Annotated in this window: 14 protein-coding genes; 9 read left to right on the top strand and 5 right to left on the bottom strand. The window is 67.2% G+C overall.

Annotated features, from left to right (window positions below):
- Positions 1–32: 32 nt before the first annotated feature.
- The 6 genes from EYR15_RS14740 to EYR15_RS14715 are packed head-to-tail and all read left to right on the top strand — an operon-like array spanning position 33 to position 7062.
- Positions 33–1538, top strand: a complete 1506-nt coding sequence (locus EYR15_RS14740; RefSeq protein ID WP_131004332.1) for a type II and III secretion system protein family protein — start codon at positions 33–35, stop codon at positions 1536–1538.
- 24 nt (positions 1539–1562) lie between these two features.
- Complete coding sequence (locus tag EYR15_RS14735) at positions 1563–2282, top strand: CpaD family pilus assembly protein (protein WP_131004331.1); 720 nt, start codon at positions 1563–1565, stop codon at positions 2280–2282.
- 13 nt (positions 2283–2295) lie between these two features.
- Positions 2296–3567: a CpaE/TadZ family protein gene (locus tag EYR15_RS14730; protein ID WP_131004330.1), complete on the top strand. Its 1272-nt coding sequence runs from the start codon at positions 2296–2298 to the stop codon at positions 3565–3567.
- A 23-nt stretch (positions 3568–3590) separates the two neighbouring features.
- On the top strand, positions 3591–5072 hold the full coding sequence (locus EYR15_RS14725) for a TadA family conjugal transfer-associated ATPase (RefSeq protein ID WP_131004329.1): 1482 nt from the start codon (positions 3591–3593) through the stop codon (positions 5070–5072).
- Positions 5073–5094: 22 nt separating this feature from the next.
- A complete protein-coding gene (locus EYR15_RS14720) occupies positions 5095–6075 on the top strand; it encodes a type II secretion system F family protein (RefSeq protein ID WP_131004328.1) in 981 nt (326 codons plus the stop codon).
- A gap of 18 nt (positions 6076–6093) precedes the next feature.
- Positions 6094–7062 carry a type II secretion system F family protein gene (locus tag EYR15_RS14715; protein ID WP_245498338.1) on the top strand — a complete coding sequence of 323 codons (969 nt, stop codon included), beginning with the start codon at positions 6094–6096 and terminating at the stop codon, positions 7060–7062.
- A gap of 15 nt (positions 7063–7077) precedes the next feature.
- Here the strand turns inward: EYR15_RS14715 and EYR15_RS14710 are convergent, their stop codons facing one another.
- The 4 genes from EYR15_RS14710 to EYR15_RS14695 form a co-directional block, all read right to left on the bottom strand.
- A complete protein-coding gene (locus tag EYR15_RS14710) occupies positions 7078–8238 on the bottom strand; it encodes an osmoprotectant NAGGN system M42 family peptidase (protein ID WP_131004327.1) in 1161 nt (386 codons plus the stop codon).
- A gap of 85 nt (positions 8239–8323) precedes the next feature.
- Complete coding sequence (gene ngg / locus EYR15_RS14705; protein ID WP_131004326.1) at positions 8324–10054, bottom strand: N-acetylglutaminylglutamine synthetase; 1731 nt, start codon at positions 10052–10054, stop codon at positions 8324–8326.
- A gap of 41 nt (positions 10055–10095) precedes the next feature.
- Positions 10096–11868, bottom strand: coding sequence for an N-acetylglutaminylglutamine amidotransferase (locus tag EYR15_RS14700; RefSeq protein ID WP_131004325.1), 1773 nt, complete (start codon positions 11866–11868; stop codon positions 10096–10098).
- A gap of 148 nt (positions 11869–12016) precedes the next feature.
- Positions 12017–13021, bottom strand: a complete 1005-nt coding sequence (locus tag EYR15_RS14695; RefSeq protein ID WP_131004324.1) for an NAD(P)H-quinone oxidoreductase — start codon at positions 13019–13021, stop codon at positions 12017–12019.
- A 139-nt stretch (positions 13022–13160) separates the two neighbouring features.
- On the opposite strand from EYR15_RS14695, the gene EYR15_RS14690 reads away from it, so the two are divergent.
- Positions 13161–14429 (top strand): adenosylmethionine--8-amino-7-oxononanoate transaminase, encoded by a 1269-nt coding sequence (locus tag EYR15_RS14690; protein ID WP_131004323.1) that lies wholly within the window; start codon positions 13161–13163, stop codon positions 14427–14429.
- The gene (locus EYR15_RS14685) at positions 14426–15409 is read left to right on the top strand and encodes a beta-ketoacyl-ACP synthase III (RefSeq protein ID WP_131004322.1); all 984 of its coding nucleotides are present in this window, start codon (positions 14426–14428) and stop codon (positions 15407–15409) included. Before EYR15_RS14690 ends, EYR15_RS14685 begins: the two co-directional genes overlap by 4 nt.
- Before the next feature lie 136 nt (positions 15410–15545).
- Here the strand turns inward: EYR15_RS14685 and EYR15_RS14680 are convergent, their stop codons facing one another.
- Positions 15546–16307 (bottom strand): pyrimidine 5'-nucleotidase, encoded by a 762-nt coding sequence (locus EYR15_RS14680; RefSeq protein ID WP_131004321.1) that lies wholly within the window; start codon positions 16305–16307, stop codon positions 15546–15548.
- Between the two features lie 200 nt (positions 16308–16507).
- Here EYR15_RS14680 and EYR15_RS14675 point away from each other — a divergent pair, with 200 nt between their 5' ends.
- Entirely contained in the window at positions 16508–17740 is a 1233-nt protein-coding gene (locus EYR15_RS14675) for an argininosuccinate synthase (protein ID WP_131004320.1), read from the top strand.
- The last annotated feature ends 15 nt before the right edge of the window (positions 17741–17755 follow it).

The raw sequence follows: 17755 nt of genomic DNA, 5'->3' as shown, positions 1-17755 counted from the left end.
TTCCGATGCAGCCCAGTTCACGGACGAACGCCATGCGCCGCGCCGATCGCATCAAGCCTGGCGAAAGCCTGATCGCCGTACGCCTGGCTTCGTCGCTTAGAAGCAGCCTTAAGGCGGCGCTAGTGTCCGTAAGCGTGCTGTCGCTGGTCGCCGCGCCTCATGCGGCGCTTGCGGCGGACCCCGCCTATCTCTCGGCAGACTATGGCGCATCCGGCGATTCCAGCATTTCCCTGGGCATCGGCAAGTCCTACGTCGTCAGCTTGCCGCGCGACGCCAAGGAAGTCTTCGTCGCCGATCCCGCGATCGCGAACGCCGTCGTGCGCTCGGCCCGCAAAGCCTACCTGATCGGCGCCGCGCCGGGGCAGACGGACGTCAAGTTCATCGACTCCGAAGGCCGCGAGATCGCCTCCTACGAGGTCTCCGTCTCGCGGGATGTCGGCTCGATCCGCTCCTCGATCGGCCGCTCGATCAACGGTGGGAACGTCCGGGTCGAGGGCGTCGGCGACGGCGTCGTCGTCACCGGCTCGGTCAAGTCGGCGCAAGAAGCGCAGACCGCGATCGACATCGCCGGCGGTTACATGGCCGATCCTAAGAAGGTCGTGAACGCCTTGAGGATCGAGGGCCAGGACCAGGTCATGCTCAAGGTCAAGATCGTCGAGATGCAGCGCGAAGTGCTGAAGCAGCTCGGCGTCGACTATGCGGCGAACGGGCTCGATGTTCTCGGCACGAAAGTGATCGGCGCAACGCTTTTCCCGTTCTCCGCCACCGGCACTACCCCGAGCGACATCGTTCGACCGATCTTGCAGGGCGAGACCGGCACCGTGGCCAATCCCGTGATTGGCGCCGTCAACAGCAAAGGCACGTTCGGTGCCCAAATCCAGGCTCTTGAACGCAACGGGGTGGCGCGCACGCTTGCTGAGCCGACTCTGACCGCGATCTCCGGCGAAAACGCCAAGTTCCTGGTTGGCGGCGAGTTTCCGATCATCACCGGCGTCGACGCCGACACCCGCACGGCGACAGTCAGCTTCAAGCAGTTCGGCGTCGGCCTGAACTTCACGCCGGTCGTGCTGAGCGGCGGCCGCATCAGCCTGCGCCTCTCGACGGAGGTCAGCGAGATCGACAACAACTCGTCGGTCACGCTGAGCGGCACCACCATTCCTGGCCTCAAGACCCGGCGCGCGGATTCGACTGTTGAGATCCCGTCTGGCGGCTCCCTGGTGATGGCCGGCCTCATCCAGCAGCAGACCAAGCGCGCGGTAAACGGGCTGCCCGGCCTGATGAACCTTCCGGTGCTCGGACAGCTGTTCCGGTCGAATGACTACCAGCGCAACGAAACCGAACTCGCGATCTTCGTCACGCCCTACATCGCCAAGGCCGTCGCCCCGCAGAAGCTCGCCAGCCCGGACGACGGCTTCGCCGAGCCGAGCGACCCCTCGAATCTGCTGTTTGGCCGCCTGAACCGCATCTACGGCCTTCCCGAGGGACGCGCCGAACGCACCATCGTCAGCAAAAGCCAAGGCGGCTTCATCCTCGACTGAGCCCGGCTGAACGGAGTCAATGACATGACCGCTCCCCGTCCGTTCCGCCTCAGCGCCGGCTTCGCCGCGCTGGTCGCGGGCTCGGCGCTCCTGCTCGGCGGCTGCGACGCCGACGGACTTGCCCCTTATCCGCAGACCTATGCGCAGCGGCATCCGATCGTGCTGTCGGAAGGCGCGGAGCGTCTCGACTTGCCCGTCGGCGCGGGCGCCCGTGGGCTCACCGAGCGGCAAAAGGTGGACATTCGCGCCTTCGCGGCGAACTGGCGTCAGAACGGCCGCGGGCCGATCGGCATCGTGACTCCTGCAGGCGGGCCGAGCGCAAACTCGGCGAGATATGCGGCTCCCGAAATCCGGCACACGCTCGCCGCGGCCGGCGTCCCGGCGACCGCGATCATCGTCTCTCGGTACCGCTCCGAGGAGGCCGGGATCGCGCCCGTCAAGCTCGGTTTCGTGAAGCTCAAGGCGCAGGTTCCGCACCCGTGCGGCGAGTGGCCGGAGGATCTCGGCGGCGCCGACTTCATCGGCGCGACCCAGAACCGCGAGTACTGGAACTTCGGCTGCGCTAGCCAGCAGAACCTCGCGGCGCAGGTCGCCGATCCCGAGGATCTTGCGCGGCCGCGGGCTGAATCGCCCGTCTACGCCGCGCGTCGGCAGACCGTGATCGAGAAGTATCGCGAAGGCCAGGACACTGCGGTCCAGGTCCAGGATGCGGCGAAGATCAGCAGCGTTGGCAGCGGGAATTGAGCGGGACCTGGCGATGACAGACAACAGCAACGACAGGCCGAACGATCTCGCGGCCAAGTCCCTTGCGGTGATCGCGCCGCTTCCGCGCATCTCCATCCAGGCCTTCTGCGAAACGCAGGAGATCGCCCGCCTCGTCGAGCAGGCGACCGCCGACCGGCGCATGGAGAAGGCGCACGTCAAGGTTCAGATGGGCGGCGGCGCTGCGGCGGCGGAGGCCTACCGCAACGCGCCCACGCCCAACGTCGTCCTGATCGAGGGCGACGCGCACCGCGAGCGCCTGCTCGAGACGCTCGATCGGCTTTCGCAGGTCTGCGACAACGACACCAAGGTCATGGTGATCGGACAGGTCAACGACGTCCTGCTCTATCGCGAACTGATGCGCCTCGGCGTCAGCGACTATCTCGTCCCGCCTTTCGGCGTGGTGGATCTCGTCCGCTCGCTCTCCGAGATCTTCCGCGCGCCGGGCGCCGAGCCCGTCGGCCGCGTCGTCGCCTTCGTCGGCGCCAAGGGCGGCGTCGGCTCCTCCACCATCGCGCACAATGTCGCCTGGGCGATGGCGCGCCAGCTGAAGCTCGACAGCGTGGTGGTCGACCTCGACCTCGCTTTCGGCACCGCCGGCCTCAACTTCAATCAGGATCCGCCGCAAGGCGTCGCCGAAGTCGTGTTCGCGCCCGATCGCCTGGACGCAGCGGTTGTCGATCGGCTGCTGTCCAAATGCGCCGAGCAGCTCAATCTGCTTGCCGCGCCGGCGACGCTCGACCGAGTCTACGACTTCCACGAAGACGTCTTCGATCCGCTGCTTGAGATCATGCGCGCGAACGTGCCTTGCGCCGTGCTCGATATGCCGCATGTCTGGACCGCGTGGTCCAAACGCGCGTTGATCGCCGCCGACGAGGTCGTCATCGTTGCGAGCCCTGATCTCGCAAACCTCCGCAACGCCAAGAACCTGATTGATCTGCTGAAGGCCGCGCGTCCGAACGACGCCGCGCCCCGGCTCATCCTGAACCAGGTAGGCGTTCCGAAGCGCGCGGAGATCAAGCCCGGCGACTTCGCGAAGGCGCTCGACCTAGAGCCCGCGGCCGTCATCGCGTTCGATCCGGGCCTGTTCGGCGCGGCCGCGAACAACGGTCAGATGATCGCCGAAACCGCGCCGTCGAACAAGGTCAACGAAGTCTTCACGGATCTCGCCAAGCGGGTCACGGGCAAGGCCGAGACGCGGCGCTCCAAGCGGCCCGCGATCTTCGAGCCGTTGATGGCGGTGATCAACAGAAAGAAGGCCGGCTAAGGCCGGCCGGTCGGAGGCGCGAGATGTTCGGTAAGCGCGGCACTGCGGTCACTCCCGGAACGGGCGGGTTCGGCCGCACGACGGCCAATGGCGACTATGGAGCGCCGGTGATCGCCGTGGCTCCTATCGCGCCGTCGCCGGCGACGCCCGCGGAGGTCCGACCGCAACCGTCTTCGGTTCCGACTCCGGCGGCGCAGGAGCACAGGCGCAGCGACGACTATTTCCAAACCAAGAGCCGCATCTTCGGCGCGCTGATCGAGGCGATCGATCTCGCTCAGCTCGCGCGCCTCGACATCGAGAGCGCCCGCGAGGAAATCCGCGATATCGTCAACGAGATCATCGCGATCCGGAACGTCGTGATGTCGATCGCCGAGCAGGAGGAGCTGCTCGAGGACATCTGCAACGACGTGCTGGGCTATGGCCCGCTCGAGCCTCTGCTCGCCCGCGACGACATCGCCGACATCATGGTCAACGGCGCCGACCGGACCTACATCGAAGTCTCCGGCAAGGTGCTCACCACCCATGTCCGGTTCCGCGACAACGCGCAGCTCCTGAACATCTGCCAGCGCATCGTCAGCCAGGTCGGCCGCCGCGTCGACGAAAGCTCGCCGATCTGCGACGCGCGCCTGCCGGACGGCTCCCGCGTCAACGTCATCGTCGCGCCGCTTGCGCTCGACGGGCCGACGCTCACCATCCGCAAGTTCAAGAAGGACAAGCTGACGCTCGATCAGCTGGTCCGCTTCGGCTCGATCAGCCCCGAGGGCGCCGAGATCCTCAAGATCATCGGCCGTGTCCGCTGCAACGTCTTGATCTCGGGCGGCACGGGCTCGGGCAAGACGACCCTGCTCAACTGCCTCACCCGCTATATCGACGAGGACGAGCGCATCATCACCTGCGAAGACGCCGCCGAGCTGCAGCTCCAGCAGCCGCATGTGGTGCGTCTCGAGACCCGTCCCGCGAACCTCGAGGGCGAGGGCATGGTCAACATGCGCGACCTCGTGAAGAACTGCCTGCGTATGCGTCCCGAACGGATCATCGTCGGCGAGGTGCGCGGACCGGAGGCGTTCGACCTCCTGCAGGCGATGAACACCGGCCATGATGGCTCGATGGGCACGCTCCACGCCAACTCGCCGCGCGAGGCCCTGTCGCGTCTCGAAAGCATGATCACGATGGGCGGCTTCACGCTGCCCTCGAAGACCATCAAGGAGATGATCTGCACCTCCGTCGACGTCATCGTGCAGGCGTCCCGCCTGCGCGACGGCTCGCGCCGCATCACCCACGTCACGGAAGTGATGGGCATGGAAGGCGACGTGATCATCACGCAGGACATCATGCTCTACGACATCCTCGGCGAGGACGCGAACAAGAAGCTGATCGGCCGCCACCGCTCGACCGGCATCGGGCGTCCCCGCTTCTGGGAGCGCGCCCGCTATTTCGGCGAGGAGAACCGGCTCGCCGCCGCGATCGACGCGATGGAAGGCGACGCGCCTTCGCGCGTCGCCTGAGCGATCTAGGACCGGGATCGTCATGGACCTGAAAGGCAATCTTCCCGTCATCGCCCTTGCGACGTTCGCCGCGGGCGGCGCGGCTTACGCGCTGGTCTATCCCTATCTCTCGGGCGCGCTCCGGGTCGAGAAGCGCCAGAAGATGATCGGGCTCGACCGGCGTCGCGCCGCTGCCGCCCTAACGGTCGAAAGCCTTCGCCGCGGGCAGGTCGCCGACAGCCTCAAGGAGCTCGACGAGCGGCAGAAGCGCATCAACCGGCCATCGCTGAAGATGCGCCTCGCCCACGCCGGGCTCGATTGGGAGCCGCAGCGCTTCTACCTGATGAGCGCCGCCATCGCGATCGCGCTCGCTTTCGCCGGCTTCATGGCGACGGGCGGAGACCTGAGGGTCGCGGGCTTCTGCGCGGTGGTCGGCGGCCTCGGCCTTCCGCGCTGGATTCTGACCTACATGAAGAAGAAGCGCGCCGCCCGCTTCCTGAACTTTCTGCCTGACGGCGTCGAGGTGATCCTGCGCGGGCTTAAGTCCGGCCTGCCGCTCGGCGACTGCATCCGCATTGTCGCAAACGAGGCGCAGGAGCCGGTGAAATCCGAATTCCGCAAGATCGTCGAGGAAACGACCATCGGCATCCCGCTCGCGGACGCGGTCGGCAAGCTCTATGAGAGGATGCCGGTCTCAGAGGCGAACTTCTTCGCGCTGGTCATCGCCATCCAGTCCAAGGCCGGCGGCAGTCTGTCGGATGCGCTTGGCAATCTGGCGCGCGTTCTGCGCGACCGTAAGAAGATGAAGGCCAAGATCCAGGCCATGAGCATGGAGGCGAAGGCCTCGGCCACCATCATCGGCTCGCTGCCGCTGATCACCATCGGCGTCATCTCGATGACGAACCCGGCCTACATAGGCCTCATGTGGACCACCGATATCGGCCGCGTGATGCTCATCATCTCGGGCGCATGGATGCTCACCGGCATCCTCGTCATGAGGAAGATGATCAACTTCGACTTCTGAACGCGAAGGACCGTCCGCGTGGCCAACCTCATCTTCAACACGCTGATCGACCCGAAGGCGCTGGCGGCGCTGCTTGCCGCCGTGGCGGCGATGGCGACCGTGATCACGCTCGCGATGCCGCTGCTCGCCGGCGACGCCTTGGGCAAGCGGATGAAGGCGGTCGCGCTGGAGCGGAACAAGATCCGCGCCCGCGAGCGCGAGCGGATGGCGAAGGGCAAGGGTCTGAAGCGCGAGCCGAAGGCCTACATGCAGAGCATCGTCAGCCAGTTCAATCTGGCGAAGCACCTCGGGACCGAGGACGCCAAGGAGCGTCTGCAGATGGCCGGGCATCGCGGCGGCGGCGCGATGGTGACCTTCCTGTTCTTCCGGCTGGTCGCGCCGATCGTCTTCATGGTCGTCGCGCTGTTCTACCTGTTCGTCGTCAACGATTTCGGCCTCGACCCGCTGTGGCGGATCGGAATCGTCGTCTTCGCCGTCTACGCTGGCGTGAAGGCGCCTGAACTTTACCTCAAGAATCAGAGGCAGAAGCGCCAGGCGCAGATGCAGCGCGCCTTTCCCGACGCGCTCGACCTGATGCTGATCTGCGTTGAATCCGGCATGTCGATCGAGGCGGCCTTCCGCAAGGTCGCCGACGAAATCGGTGGTCAGTCCGTCGCGCTCGCGGAAGAGCTTACGCTCACCATGGCCGAGATGTCCTATCTGCAGGACCGGCGTCAGGCGTACGAGAACTTCGGCGCGCGCACGGGCCTCGAATCCGTGAAATCGGTCGGCACGGCGCTGATCCAGGCCGACAAATACGGCACGCCTGTCGGCCAGGCGTTGCGCGTCCTCGGACAGGACAGCCGCGACACGCGCATGGCGGAAGCCGAGAAGCGCGCCGCCAGCCTGCCCCCGAAGCTGACCGTCCCGATGATCGTGTTCTTCCTGCCCGTGATCTTCATCGTCATTCTCGGGCCGGCCTACATCACGGTGATGGCGCAGCCCTGAGGCGGACGAGCGCTGTCACTCCCGTGGCGGCAGTTCCTCCGCCGGCTCGATGTCCGGCTCCGCCGGCGCGGTCGGCTGGTGCGGGAAGCCCTCGATCGAGCCGAGCGGCTTGGCGTCGCGCTTGATCTCGATTGGGCTTGTCACATAGGCCGTCATCAGCTCGGCGAGCGAGCGCAGCGCATGCATGTGGATGCGCTCGTAGCCGTGGCTGGCGTCGACGCCGAAGGTCGTGAGCGCGGTTCGCACGTCGGCGCCCGCCTCGATCGCGGAGGCGCTGTCGGAGCGGTAGTAGCGGAAGACATCGCGCTGGTGGCGGATGTCGTTCTCGCGGCACAGCCGGATGAGTTCGTGCGTCAGGTGGTAGTCGAACGGCCCCGTTTGGTCGGCCATTGCGATCGTGACGCCGAACTCGTCGGAGGCCTGGCCGGGCGCGGTGGTGCCGTTGTCGATCGTCACCATGGCGGCCACGTCGTGCGGCAGGACCGCCGCGGCGCCGACGCCGACTTCCTCGGCGATCGACAGCACGAACCAAGTATCGACCGGCAGCCTCTCGCCGGACTCGACGATGGCCTTCAGCGCCGCGAGCAGGATCGCGACACCCGCTTTGTCGTCGAGATGACGGGAGACGATGAAGCCGTTGTCCAGGAACTCGGCCTGCGTGTCGATCGCGACCATGTCGCCGACATGAAAGCCCAGCCGGTGCAGATCGGCGGCGTCGCGCACCAGCGCGTCGACCCGGACCTCGACATAGGGCCAGCCGGTCGGCTGGGTGTCGACTTCGTCGGCGTAGGTGTGGCCCGACGCCTTGAGCGGCAGGATGGAGCCGCGATAGGCGCCCTGCTCGGTGAAGATCGTGACGCGCGCGCCTTCCGCAAAGCGCGCCGACCAGTTGCCGATCGGGACGAGCTCAAGCCGTCCGTTCGGCTTCAGATACTTCACCTGCGCGCCGAGCGTATCGAGATGGGCGATCAGGGCGCGTGAGGGATCCTTGGCCTTGCCCTTGATCTTGGCGCGGATCGCGCCCCGCCGCGTAACCTCGGGCTCGACGCCGAGACGGACAAGCTCGTCCACCACCGCATGCGTGATGGAATCCGTAAAACCGGTGGGGCTTGGGATCTTCAGCAGCCCTCGGAGCTGCTCGGCCAGATAATCGATGTCGACGTCGAGACGCGGCATGGAACCTCAAGGCGAGGATGATTCGTGCGGCCGCTGACGTAGCACAAACCCGGCGAGCGATCCCAGATGACGCCGCCGCAGTGAGTTAGCCCAGCCCCACTCGGCGGATCGCGGCCGGCATGGAGAGCGGGAACAGGAGGTCGACGAAACGCTCCGCGGTCGGCTGCGGCTCGTGGTTTGCGAGGCCCGGACGCTCGTTTGCTTCAATGAACGCGTAGTCCGGCTCGTGCGGCGCCTTGATCATGAAGTCGACGCCAACGACCGGGATGTCGATCGCGCGGGCGACCTTGACCGCCGCATCGACCAGGCGGGGATGCACCGAGCCCGTGACGTCGTGGATGGTGCCGCCGGTGTGGAGGTTCGCGGTCTTCCGGACGACGATGGTCTCGTTCTCGGGTGCGACGTCGTCGAGGCTGTAGCCCGCGGCTTTCACCGCCTTCTCAGTCTGGCCGTCGAGCGGGATCGAGCTCTCGCCGCCGGTCGCGGCCGCGCGGCGCTTGCTCTGCTTTTCGATCAGCTCGCGGATCGTGCTCTTGCCGTCGCCAACGACGCGGGCCGGCTTGCGCATCGCGGCCGCGACGAGGCGGAAGTCGATGACGATAAGGCGGAGATCGTCGCCCTCGACCATCTGCTCCACGATCACGCGGTCGCAGAACGCCTTGGCGTGCTCGACCGCGGCCTCGATCTCCTCGATCGTCTCGAGTCCGACCGAGATGCCGCGGCCCTGCTCGCCGCGGGCTGGCTTCACGACCACTGCGCCATGCTCTTCCAGGAATGCTTCGAGGCCTTCGCGGTCGCCGGCTTCGATCTGCGCAGGCACGACGACGCCGGCCCGCTCGACAGCGCGGCGCGTGACCGCCTTGTCGTCGCAGATCGACATAGCGACGCCGGACGTGAGCTCGCTCAAGCTCTCCCGGCACAGGATCGAGCGTCCGCCATGGGTCAGGCGGAAGAACCCGCCCTCGGCGTCCACCACGTCGACGCCGATGCCGCGTCGCCGCGCCTCGTCGACGATGATCTTGGCGTAGGGGTTCAACCCCTCGACGCCGGGCTCGCCCACGAACAGACGTTCGTTGATCGAGTTGCGGCGCTTGATCGAGAAGGTCGGCACGCGCGCGAAGCCGAGCTTCTCGTAGAGCCCGATGGCGAGGTCGTTGTCGTGCATGACCGACAGGTCCATCGTCCGCGCGCCGCGCTCCTTGAGGAACTCGGCGAGCCGGCGCACCAGCGTCTCGCCAACGCCCGGATGGCGCGACTGCGGGTCGACCGCAAGGCACCAAAGCGACGAGCCGCGCTCGGGATCATCGAACGCCGCCACGTGGTCGACGCCCGTCACCGTGCCGATCACCTCGTCCGAGCGGGCGTCGACCGCAACGAGATGGATCACCGTCTCGCTGTCGCGCGCCCGCTCGTAGAAGTCCGGAGGACCGGAGACCATGTGCCGCGAGGCATAGATGCGGTTCACCGCGTCGATGTCGCCGCCGTTTTCGAGCCGCCGCACCGCGAAGGCCCGCTGGCCTCGTCGCGACGGCTGATAGGCATCGAGATCAAGCCGGAACATATGGCTGGGGTCGAGGAACAGCTCGAGCGGAGCCTGCGCCAGCAGCACGTGCGGATCGTCGACATAGACCGCGATGTCGCGCCGGTCCGGCCCTTCGCCACGAAGCGCCTGGGCGAGCGCGGCGGGGTCCGTGAAGGTCTGTCCGAACAGCAGTCGGCCCCAGCCGCAATCGACGATGGCGTTCGCCCGCCTCTCCGTAAGAGCGGCGGAAATCGGCGCCGCGGGCGTCTCGGTATGCTCGACGGCAAGCGCCATGATGGTGGCCTTCCTCTTCCAGTCCAGTTCAGTTCGCGGGTTCAGACGCCATGCGTCTGCAGCCACACCTCGAGCAATGCGCACTGCCACAGCTCCGAGCCACGCAAGGGCGTGATGTGCTCGGCAGGGTTCTCGAACAGCGTCTCGAGATAGTCCGGACGGAACAGGCCGCGCTCGCGCGCAGCCCGGCTGCCCAGCGCGTCGCGCACCATCTCGAGCGTCTGGCCCTCCAGGTATTTCAGGCCCGGCACCGGGAAATAGCCTTTCGGCCGGTCGACGATCTCCTTCGGCACGATGTGGCGCGCGAGGTCCTTCAGGACGCCCTTGCCGCCATCCGCGAGCTTGTGCTTGCCGGGAATGCGCGCCGCGAGTTCGACCAACTCGTGGTCGAGGAACGGCACGCGCGCCTCTAGGGAGTGGGCCATCGTCATGTTGTCGACGCGCTTCACGGGGTCGTCGACCAGCATGACGGTTGAGTCGAGACGGAGCGCCTTGTCGACCGCGTCGTCGGCGCCCGGCATCGCGAAATGCTCCTCGACGAAGGCGCGGGCGGCGTCCGCCGTGGCGTACTCGTCGGTGACATGGGCGAGATAGCGGGCGTTGTCGCGATCGAAGAACGCCTTGGCGTAATCCGCGGCGGGGTCGTTCGAGGCGGCGACCGGCGGATACCAGTGATAGCCCGCGAAGATTTCGTCCGCGCCCTGGCCGGACTGCACCACGGTGACGTGCTTCCGCACCTCTTCCGAGAGCAGGTAGAACGCCACGCAATCGTGGCTCACCATCGGCTCGGACATCGCCTGGATCGCGCCGGGCAGCGCGTCCAGCATCCGGCGCTCCTCAATGGTGATCTTGTGGTGCTCGGTGCCGAACTTTTCGGCGATGATGTCGGAATACTTGAACTCGTCGCCCTCTTCGCCGCCGCGGGCTTCGAAGCCGATCGAGAAGGTCTCGATGTCCTGGTGGCCGAGTTCGGCGAGCAGCGCGACCACGACGCTGGAGTCGACCCCGCCCGACAGCAGCACGCCGACCGGCACGTCCGACACCATGCGGCGCTTCACCGCCGTGCGCAGCGAGTTATGGACCTCCTCGCGCCACTCGTCGAAGCTCCGCGCGACGTCGGCGGAGGAGCGCTCGTAGGAGACGGTCCAGTAGACCTCCTCCTTGGTGCGGCCGTCCGGCTCGTAGATGCGCAGCGTCGCCGGCGGCAGCTTGCGCACGCCCGACAGGATCGTGCGCGGCGCCGGCACGACCGAGTGGAACGACATGTAGGCGTTGAGCCCGAGCGGATCGATCGACGTGTCGACGCCGCCCGCCTTCAGCAGCGAGGGCAGCGACGACGAGAAGCGCAGCCTGCCGGCGCCTTCGGAGAGGTAGAGCGGCTTGATGCCGAGCCGGTCTCGAATGAGGATCACCCGGCCGCTCTCGCGCTCATGGATCGCGATCGCGAACATGCCGAACAGCTTCTTCGGCAGCTCCGTTCCCCAGGCGTGCCAGCCCTTGGCGATGACTTCCGTGTCGCCTTCGGAGAAGAACGTATAGCCTTTCGCCTGGAGCTCGGCGCGCAACTCCTTGTGGTTGTAGATGCAGCCGTTGAAGACCAGCGTGACCCCGAGCGCGGGGTCGACCATCGGCTGTTCGGCCTTTTCGCTGAGGTCGATGATCTTCAGCCTGCGGTGCCCGAATGCGACGCGTCCGCGCGAGACGATGCCGTCGCCGTCCGGTCCGCGCTGCGTCATGCAGCCCGACATGGCCGTGACGGCCTCCACCGAGGCCGGCTGACCGAGGAAGGTCACCTCACCACAAATTCCGCACATTCTTCAGACGTCCGCACTTCTGGGGTTTGCGTGCGGAGGTATGGCGATGCGGGGAAAAGGCGAGTCCGAAGCGGGGGCGGAGGCGGCCCAAAGAGTGGGCGCCTCCTGTCCCTCCCCAGGCCTTCGGCGCGAGGAGGGTTAAGAGCGTCTACTTCCCCGTCGTCAGCAGGATCTTTCCCATGTGGGAGCTTTCCTCCATCAGCCGGTGGGCCTCCGCCGCCTGCTCCAGCGGAAACGTCTTGTGGATGATCGGCTTCGCCTTGCCCGCAGCGATGATCGGCCAGACCTCCTTCTTCAGCGCCGCCGCAATCATTCCCTTCTGAAGATTGGTCCGCGAACGCAGCGTCGAGCCGGTGAGGTTGAGGCGCTTCAGCATGATCGGCGTGAGGTCGATCTGCACCTTCGGCCCCTGCATGAAGGCGATCTGGACCAGCACGCCCTCGACCGCGAGCGACTTCAGGTTCTTGTCGGTGTATTCGCCGCCGACCATGTCGAGGATGACGTTGACGCCCTTGCCCCCGGTCTCCTCCTTCAGCACGGCGCGAAAGTCCTCCGAGCGGTAGTCGATGCCGCGCTTGGCACCGAGCTTTTCGCAGAACGCGGCCTTCTCCGCCCCGCCGGCGGTGGCGTAGACCGTCGCGCCGCGCGCGACCGCGAGCTGGATCGCGGTGGTGCCGATGCCGGACGTGCCGCCATGGACGAGGAAGGACTGGCCCTCGGCGAGCCCAGCGCGCTCGAACACGTTGGTCCAGACGGTGAAGAAGGTTTCGGGCAGGCCGCCGGCGTCAACGAGCGAGACGCCGTCCGGCGCAGGCAGGCAGGTCACGGCCGGGGCGCAGACATATTCGGCGTAGCCGCCGCCGGAGAACAGCGCGCAGACCTCGTCGCCAACCTTCAGCGTCGAAACGCCGGCGCCGAGCGCCACGACCCGGCCCGAGGCCTCCATCCCGAGCGTCTCCGGCGCGCCGGGAGGCGGGGGATACATGCCCTTGCGCTGCATGACGTCGGGGCGGTTCACGCCGGCGGCGACCACCTCGATCAGCACCTCGCCTTCCGCGGGCTGCGGGAGCGGACCCCTGGCGGCTTTCAGCACCTCGGGGCCTCCGTCGCCGTCGGCGCGGATAAAGGTCATCTCGCTTGGCAGATCGGCCATCGGCTGCTCACCCTGAGTGCTTCAAATCATGCGACGTCACGGTTTGGCGCGGCCGGACGCCCGCGGCAAGCGCCGGGACGTTTCCTTCCTGAGCCGGAGGGGCTATGGCTCGCGGCCGTCCCCAAGCCGCCGACCTGCGATGACCCCGACCTCGCCGCTGTGGCGGCCCTTCACCCAACATGCTCTGGAACCCGCGCCGCCGAAGATCGTGCGGGCCGAAAACGCGTGGCTGGAAACCGAGAGCGGCGAGAAGATCCTCGACGCGATCTCGTCCTGGTGGGTGACGACGCATGGTCATCGCCAGCCCAAGATTATGGCTGCGATCGCGGAGGCCGCGGGAACGCTCGACCAGATCATCTTCGCAGGGCTGACCCACGAGCCGGCGGAGCGGCTGGCGCGCGAGCTTGTCGCGCTCGCGCCGGAGGGACTGGCGCACGTCTTCCTGTCGGATTCCGGATCGACCGCGGTCGAGGTCGGGCTGAAGATGGCGCTGGGCTTCTTCGCCAACCGCGGCGAGGAGCGCACGCGCGTCGCCGTGCTCGAAGGCGGCTATCACGGCGACACGATCGGCGCGATGAGCGTCGGCGAGCGCGGCGTGTTCAACGCGCCTTACGCGCCGCTGCTGTTCGAGGTCGAGCGCATCCCGTTTCCGGCGCCCGGCGCCGAGCAGGCGACGCTCGACGCGCTGGAGGCCGCCGGCGGGCGCGGAGACCTCGCGGCCTTCATCGTCGAGCCGCTCATCCTCGGCGCCGGGGGCATGAAGATGTACGGCCCGGAGACGCTCGCCGAGATGAGGCGCATCGTCCGTGACACAGGCGCGTTGTTCGTCGCCGACGAGGTGATGACCGGCTGGGGCCGCACGGGAACCCTGTTCGCCTGCGAGCAGGCCGGCGTCACGCCGGACATCCTCTGCACCTCGAAGGGCCTCACCGGCGGCGCGGTGCCGCTCGCGGCGACGCTCGCCACCGCCGAAATCTTCGAGGCGCACTACTCGCCCGACCGGACAAAGACCTTCTTCCACTCTTCCTCGTTCACCGCGAACCCGATCGCCTGCGCCGCGGCGGTCGCAAATGTCGGCGTGTGGCGCGACGAGCCGGTCGCGGAGCGGGTCGCTGCGCTGTCCAGCGCCCAGGCCGCGCGCATCGCGCGTTTCGAGGGCGACCCGCGGTTCCGCAACGCGCGGACGTCCGGAACGATCGCCGCCGTCGATCTCGCCGTTCCGGACGCAGGCTATCTCGCGGAAGTCGGCCCGCGCTTGCGCGCCTTCTTCCTGTCGCACGGCCTGCTGGTCCGTCCGCTCGGCGACGTCATCTACCTCATGCCGCCTTACTGCGTGACGGATGCGGAGCTCGACAGTCTTTACGACGCCATCGCCGAAGCGCCGGACGTGCTCGGGATCGCGCGATGAAGGCCGCGGGAACACAGATCCTCGGCCTTGGTCATGCCGCGCCTGCGCTCCGTGTGCTGAACGCCGAGATCGAGCAGCGGCTCGGCCTCGATCCCGGCTGGATCGAGCGCCGCACCGGCGTGCGCGAACGGCGCTGGGCGGTCGACGGCGAGACGCTGTCCGGCCTTGCTGCGGAGGCTGGCGAACGCGCGCTGAGCGCCGCCGGGATCGACCGAAGCGAGGTCTGCCTGCTGCTGCTCGCGACCTCGACCCCAGACCAGCCGTTGCCGCCCTCCGGTCCGTTGGTCGCGCATAGGCTTCGGCTGACGAAGGCCGGCGCCATCGACATGGCCGGGGCCTGTGCGGGCTTCCTCTATGCGCTGACGCTGGCCGATGCGCAGGTCCGCGCGACGGGCAGACCGGTCCTAGTCATCGCCGCGAATTTATTGAGCCGGCGCATCAATCCGGCGGAGCGGGCGAGTTCGGTCCTATTCGCTGACGCCGCGGGCGCCGTTCTGCTCGGACCGGCTCAGGAAGGCCGCGGCGTCATCGGCCAGTCGCTCGCGTCCGACGGCGCCGGCTACGGCCTCGTCGGCATCTCTGTGGGCGGCAGCAGCCGGCCATTTGGCGCGGACGTGGAGACCGCCGAAACGCTGATGACGATCGCGGACGGCCGCGGCCTGTTCACGGAGGCCGTCCGGCTGATGGCCGATTGCTCGCTCGAAGCGCTCGGCGAGGCTGGCGTGGCGCCCGAGGCGATCGACCGCTTCGTGCCGCATCAGGCCAACGCGCGCATCTTCGCAGCGGTCGGTCGCAAGGTCGGCGTGCGGGAGGAGGCGACGGTCTCGACGGTCGCCGATTACGGCAACTCCTCCGCAGCCACGATCCCGCTGAGCCTGAGCATCAGCCATGAGGCGCGTCCGATAGCCCGGGGCGAAACTCTGCTGCTCGCGGCGGCGGGCGCAGGCCTCGTCGGCGGGGCCGTGGTGTTCCGGACTTGAGCGGCGAGGGCTTACGCGCTTCGAGACGCCGTCGTGCGGCCTCCTCAGCATGAGGAGGGTTTGAGGCGCTCCACGGTCCTCATGCTGAGGAGCCTCGCTTTGCGAGGCGTCTCGAAGCACGCAGCACTGCGACGCTTCACTCCTCCGAAACGATCGCGATCCCCGTCAGGAAGCCCGTGAGGTCGTCGGTCATGTGGTCGACATGCGGGGCAGGGGAGGCGTCGTCGAGCGCCGTGAGGCGGTCGAGCGCGTCGGGTGAACCTTCCGGCGGCACGATCAGCACGGTGCGCATCCCGAGCGCATGAGGGACAACGAGGTTCTTGCCCAAATCCTCGAACATCGCGGCCTTTCCCGGCTCGATGTCGTGCAGCTTGAGGAAGGCGTCGTAGGCCGCAGCCTCGGGCTTGGGCACGAACTTCGAGGCCGCGATGTCGAAGATGTCCTCGAACAGCGCGCTTGCGCCGAGCCGCGCGATGACGTTTTCGGCGTGCCGGCGCGACCCGTTCGTCAGCACGAAGCGCCGGCCGGGCAGCCGCGCGATCGCCGCCACAAGGTCCGGCGCGGGCGCCAGCACTGAGTGGTCGATGTCGTGCACGAAGGCGAGGAACTCGTCGGGGTCGAGCCCGTCCTCCGCCATCAGGCCTTTCAGTGTCGTGCCGTAGCGCCTGTAGTAATATTTCTGCAGCGCCCGCGCGCTGAGTCCGTCCGTGCCGTAGCGGTGCGCGACATAGGTGGTGATGCGGTCGTCGATCTGGTCGAACAGGCGCGACGACGCCGGATAAAGCGTGTTGTCGAGATCGAACACCCAGGTGTCGACATGGTCGAACCCTTTCGCCTCCGCGATCCGCGCATGTTCTTTCAGGACGGCGAACGACTGGGGATCTGGAATGCGGTTCATCTCGTCTTGTCGCGCGTCGATCGCTGAAACGGGTCTACGGCGGAGTCTAATCCTCAGGTTATGACGGATAAGTTGTTGCGCGCTCCGGTGGCGTTTCCAAGGCCGATAACGCCGCAGCCTCCAACGCCGCCGAGGCTTGCGCCTCGGCCAAGCCTGACTAGAGTGCGCCGCGCCTCTCAGACCGCCGGACAAAGCCCCAGATGACCGAACAGAAATCGCCCAAGAAGGTCGTGCTCGCCTATTCCGGCGGCCTCGACACCTCGGTCATCCTGAAGTGGCTGCAGACGACCTACCGCTGCGAGGTCGTGACCTTCACCGCCGATCTCGGCCAGGGCGAGGAGCTGGAGCCCGCGCGCAAGAAGGCGGAGCTGCTGGGCGTCAAGCCGGACAACATCTTCGTCGACGACCTGCGCGAGGAGTTCGTCCGCGACTTCGTCTTCCCGATGTTCCGCGCGAACGCGGTCTATGAGGGCCAATACCTGCTCGGCACCTCGATCGCCCGGCCGCTGATCGCCAAGCGCCAGATCGAGATTCTTCGCGCGACCGGCGCTGACGCCGTGTGTCACGGCGCGACCGGCAAGGGCAACGACCAGGTCCGCTTCGAACTCGCTTATTACGCGCTCGAGCCCGACGTCACCGTCATCGCGCCATGGCGCGAGTGGGACCTGACCTCGCGCACAAAGCTCATCGAATTCGCCGAGATGCACCAGATCCCGATCTCGAAGGACAAGCGCGGCGAGGCGCCGTTCTCGGTCGACGCCAACCTGTTGCACTCCTCCTCGGAAGGGAAAGTGCTCGAGGATCCGAGCCTGGCGGCGCCGGAAGACGTCCACATGCGCACCATCGCGCCGGAGGACGCGCCCGATACGCCGACGCTGATGTCGATCGACTTCGAAAAGGGCGACGCGGTCGCGATCGACGGCGAGGCGATGTCGCCGGCCACGATCCTGACCAGGCTCAACGAACTCGGCCGCGCCAACGGCATCGGCCGCCTCGACCTCGTCGAGAACCGCTTCGTCGGCATGAAGTCGCGCGGCGTGTACGAGACGCCCGGCGGCACGATTCTGCTCGCAGCGCACCGCGCAATCGAATCCATCACCCTCGACCGCGGTGCAGCGCACCTCAAGGACGAGCTGATGCCGCGCTACGCGGAGCTCATCTACAACGGCTTCTGGTTCGCGCCGGAGCGCGAGATGCTGCAGGCTGCGATCGACTTTTCGCAGAGCGAGGTCTCCGGCCGCGTGCGGCTGAAGCTCTACAAGGGCAACGTGATCGTCGTCGGGCGCGAGAGCCCGAACTCGCTCTACGACCAGGAGCTCGTGACCTTCGAGGACGGCGCGGTCGCCTACGACCACCGTGACGCCGCCGGCTTCATCAAGCTGAACGCGCTCCGGCTCAGAACGCTCGGGGCGCGCAGACGCCGGAACGGCTGACGCTCATCGCTCTGG

Origin of the sequence: Hansschlegelia quercus, from assembly GCF_004310425.1 — a bacterium.
Classification (GTDB): domain Bacteria; phylum Pseudomonadota; class Alphaproteobacteria; order Rhizobiales; family Methylopilaceae; genus Methylopila; species Methylopila quercus.
The sequence above is the reverse complement of the archived record's forward strand: the minus strand, read 5'-3'. Positions and strand labels throughout refer to the sequence as shown.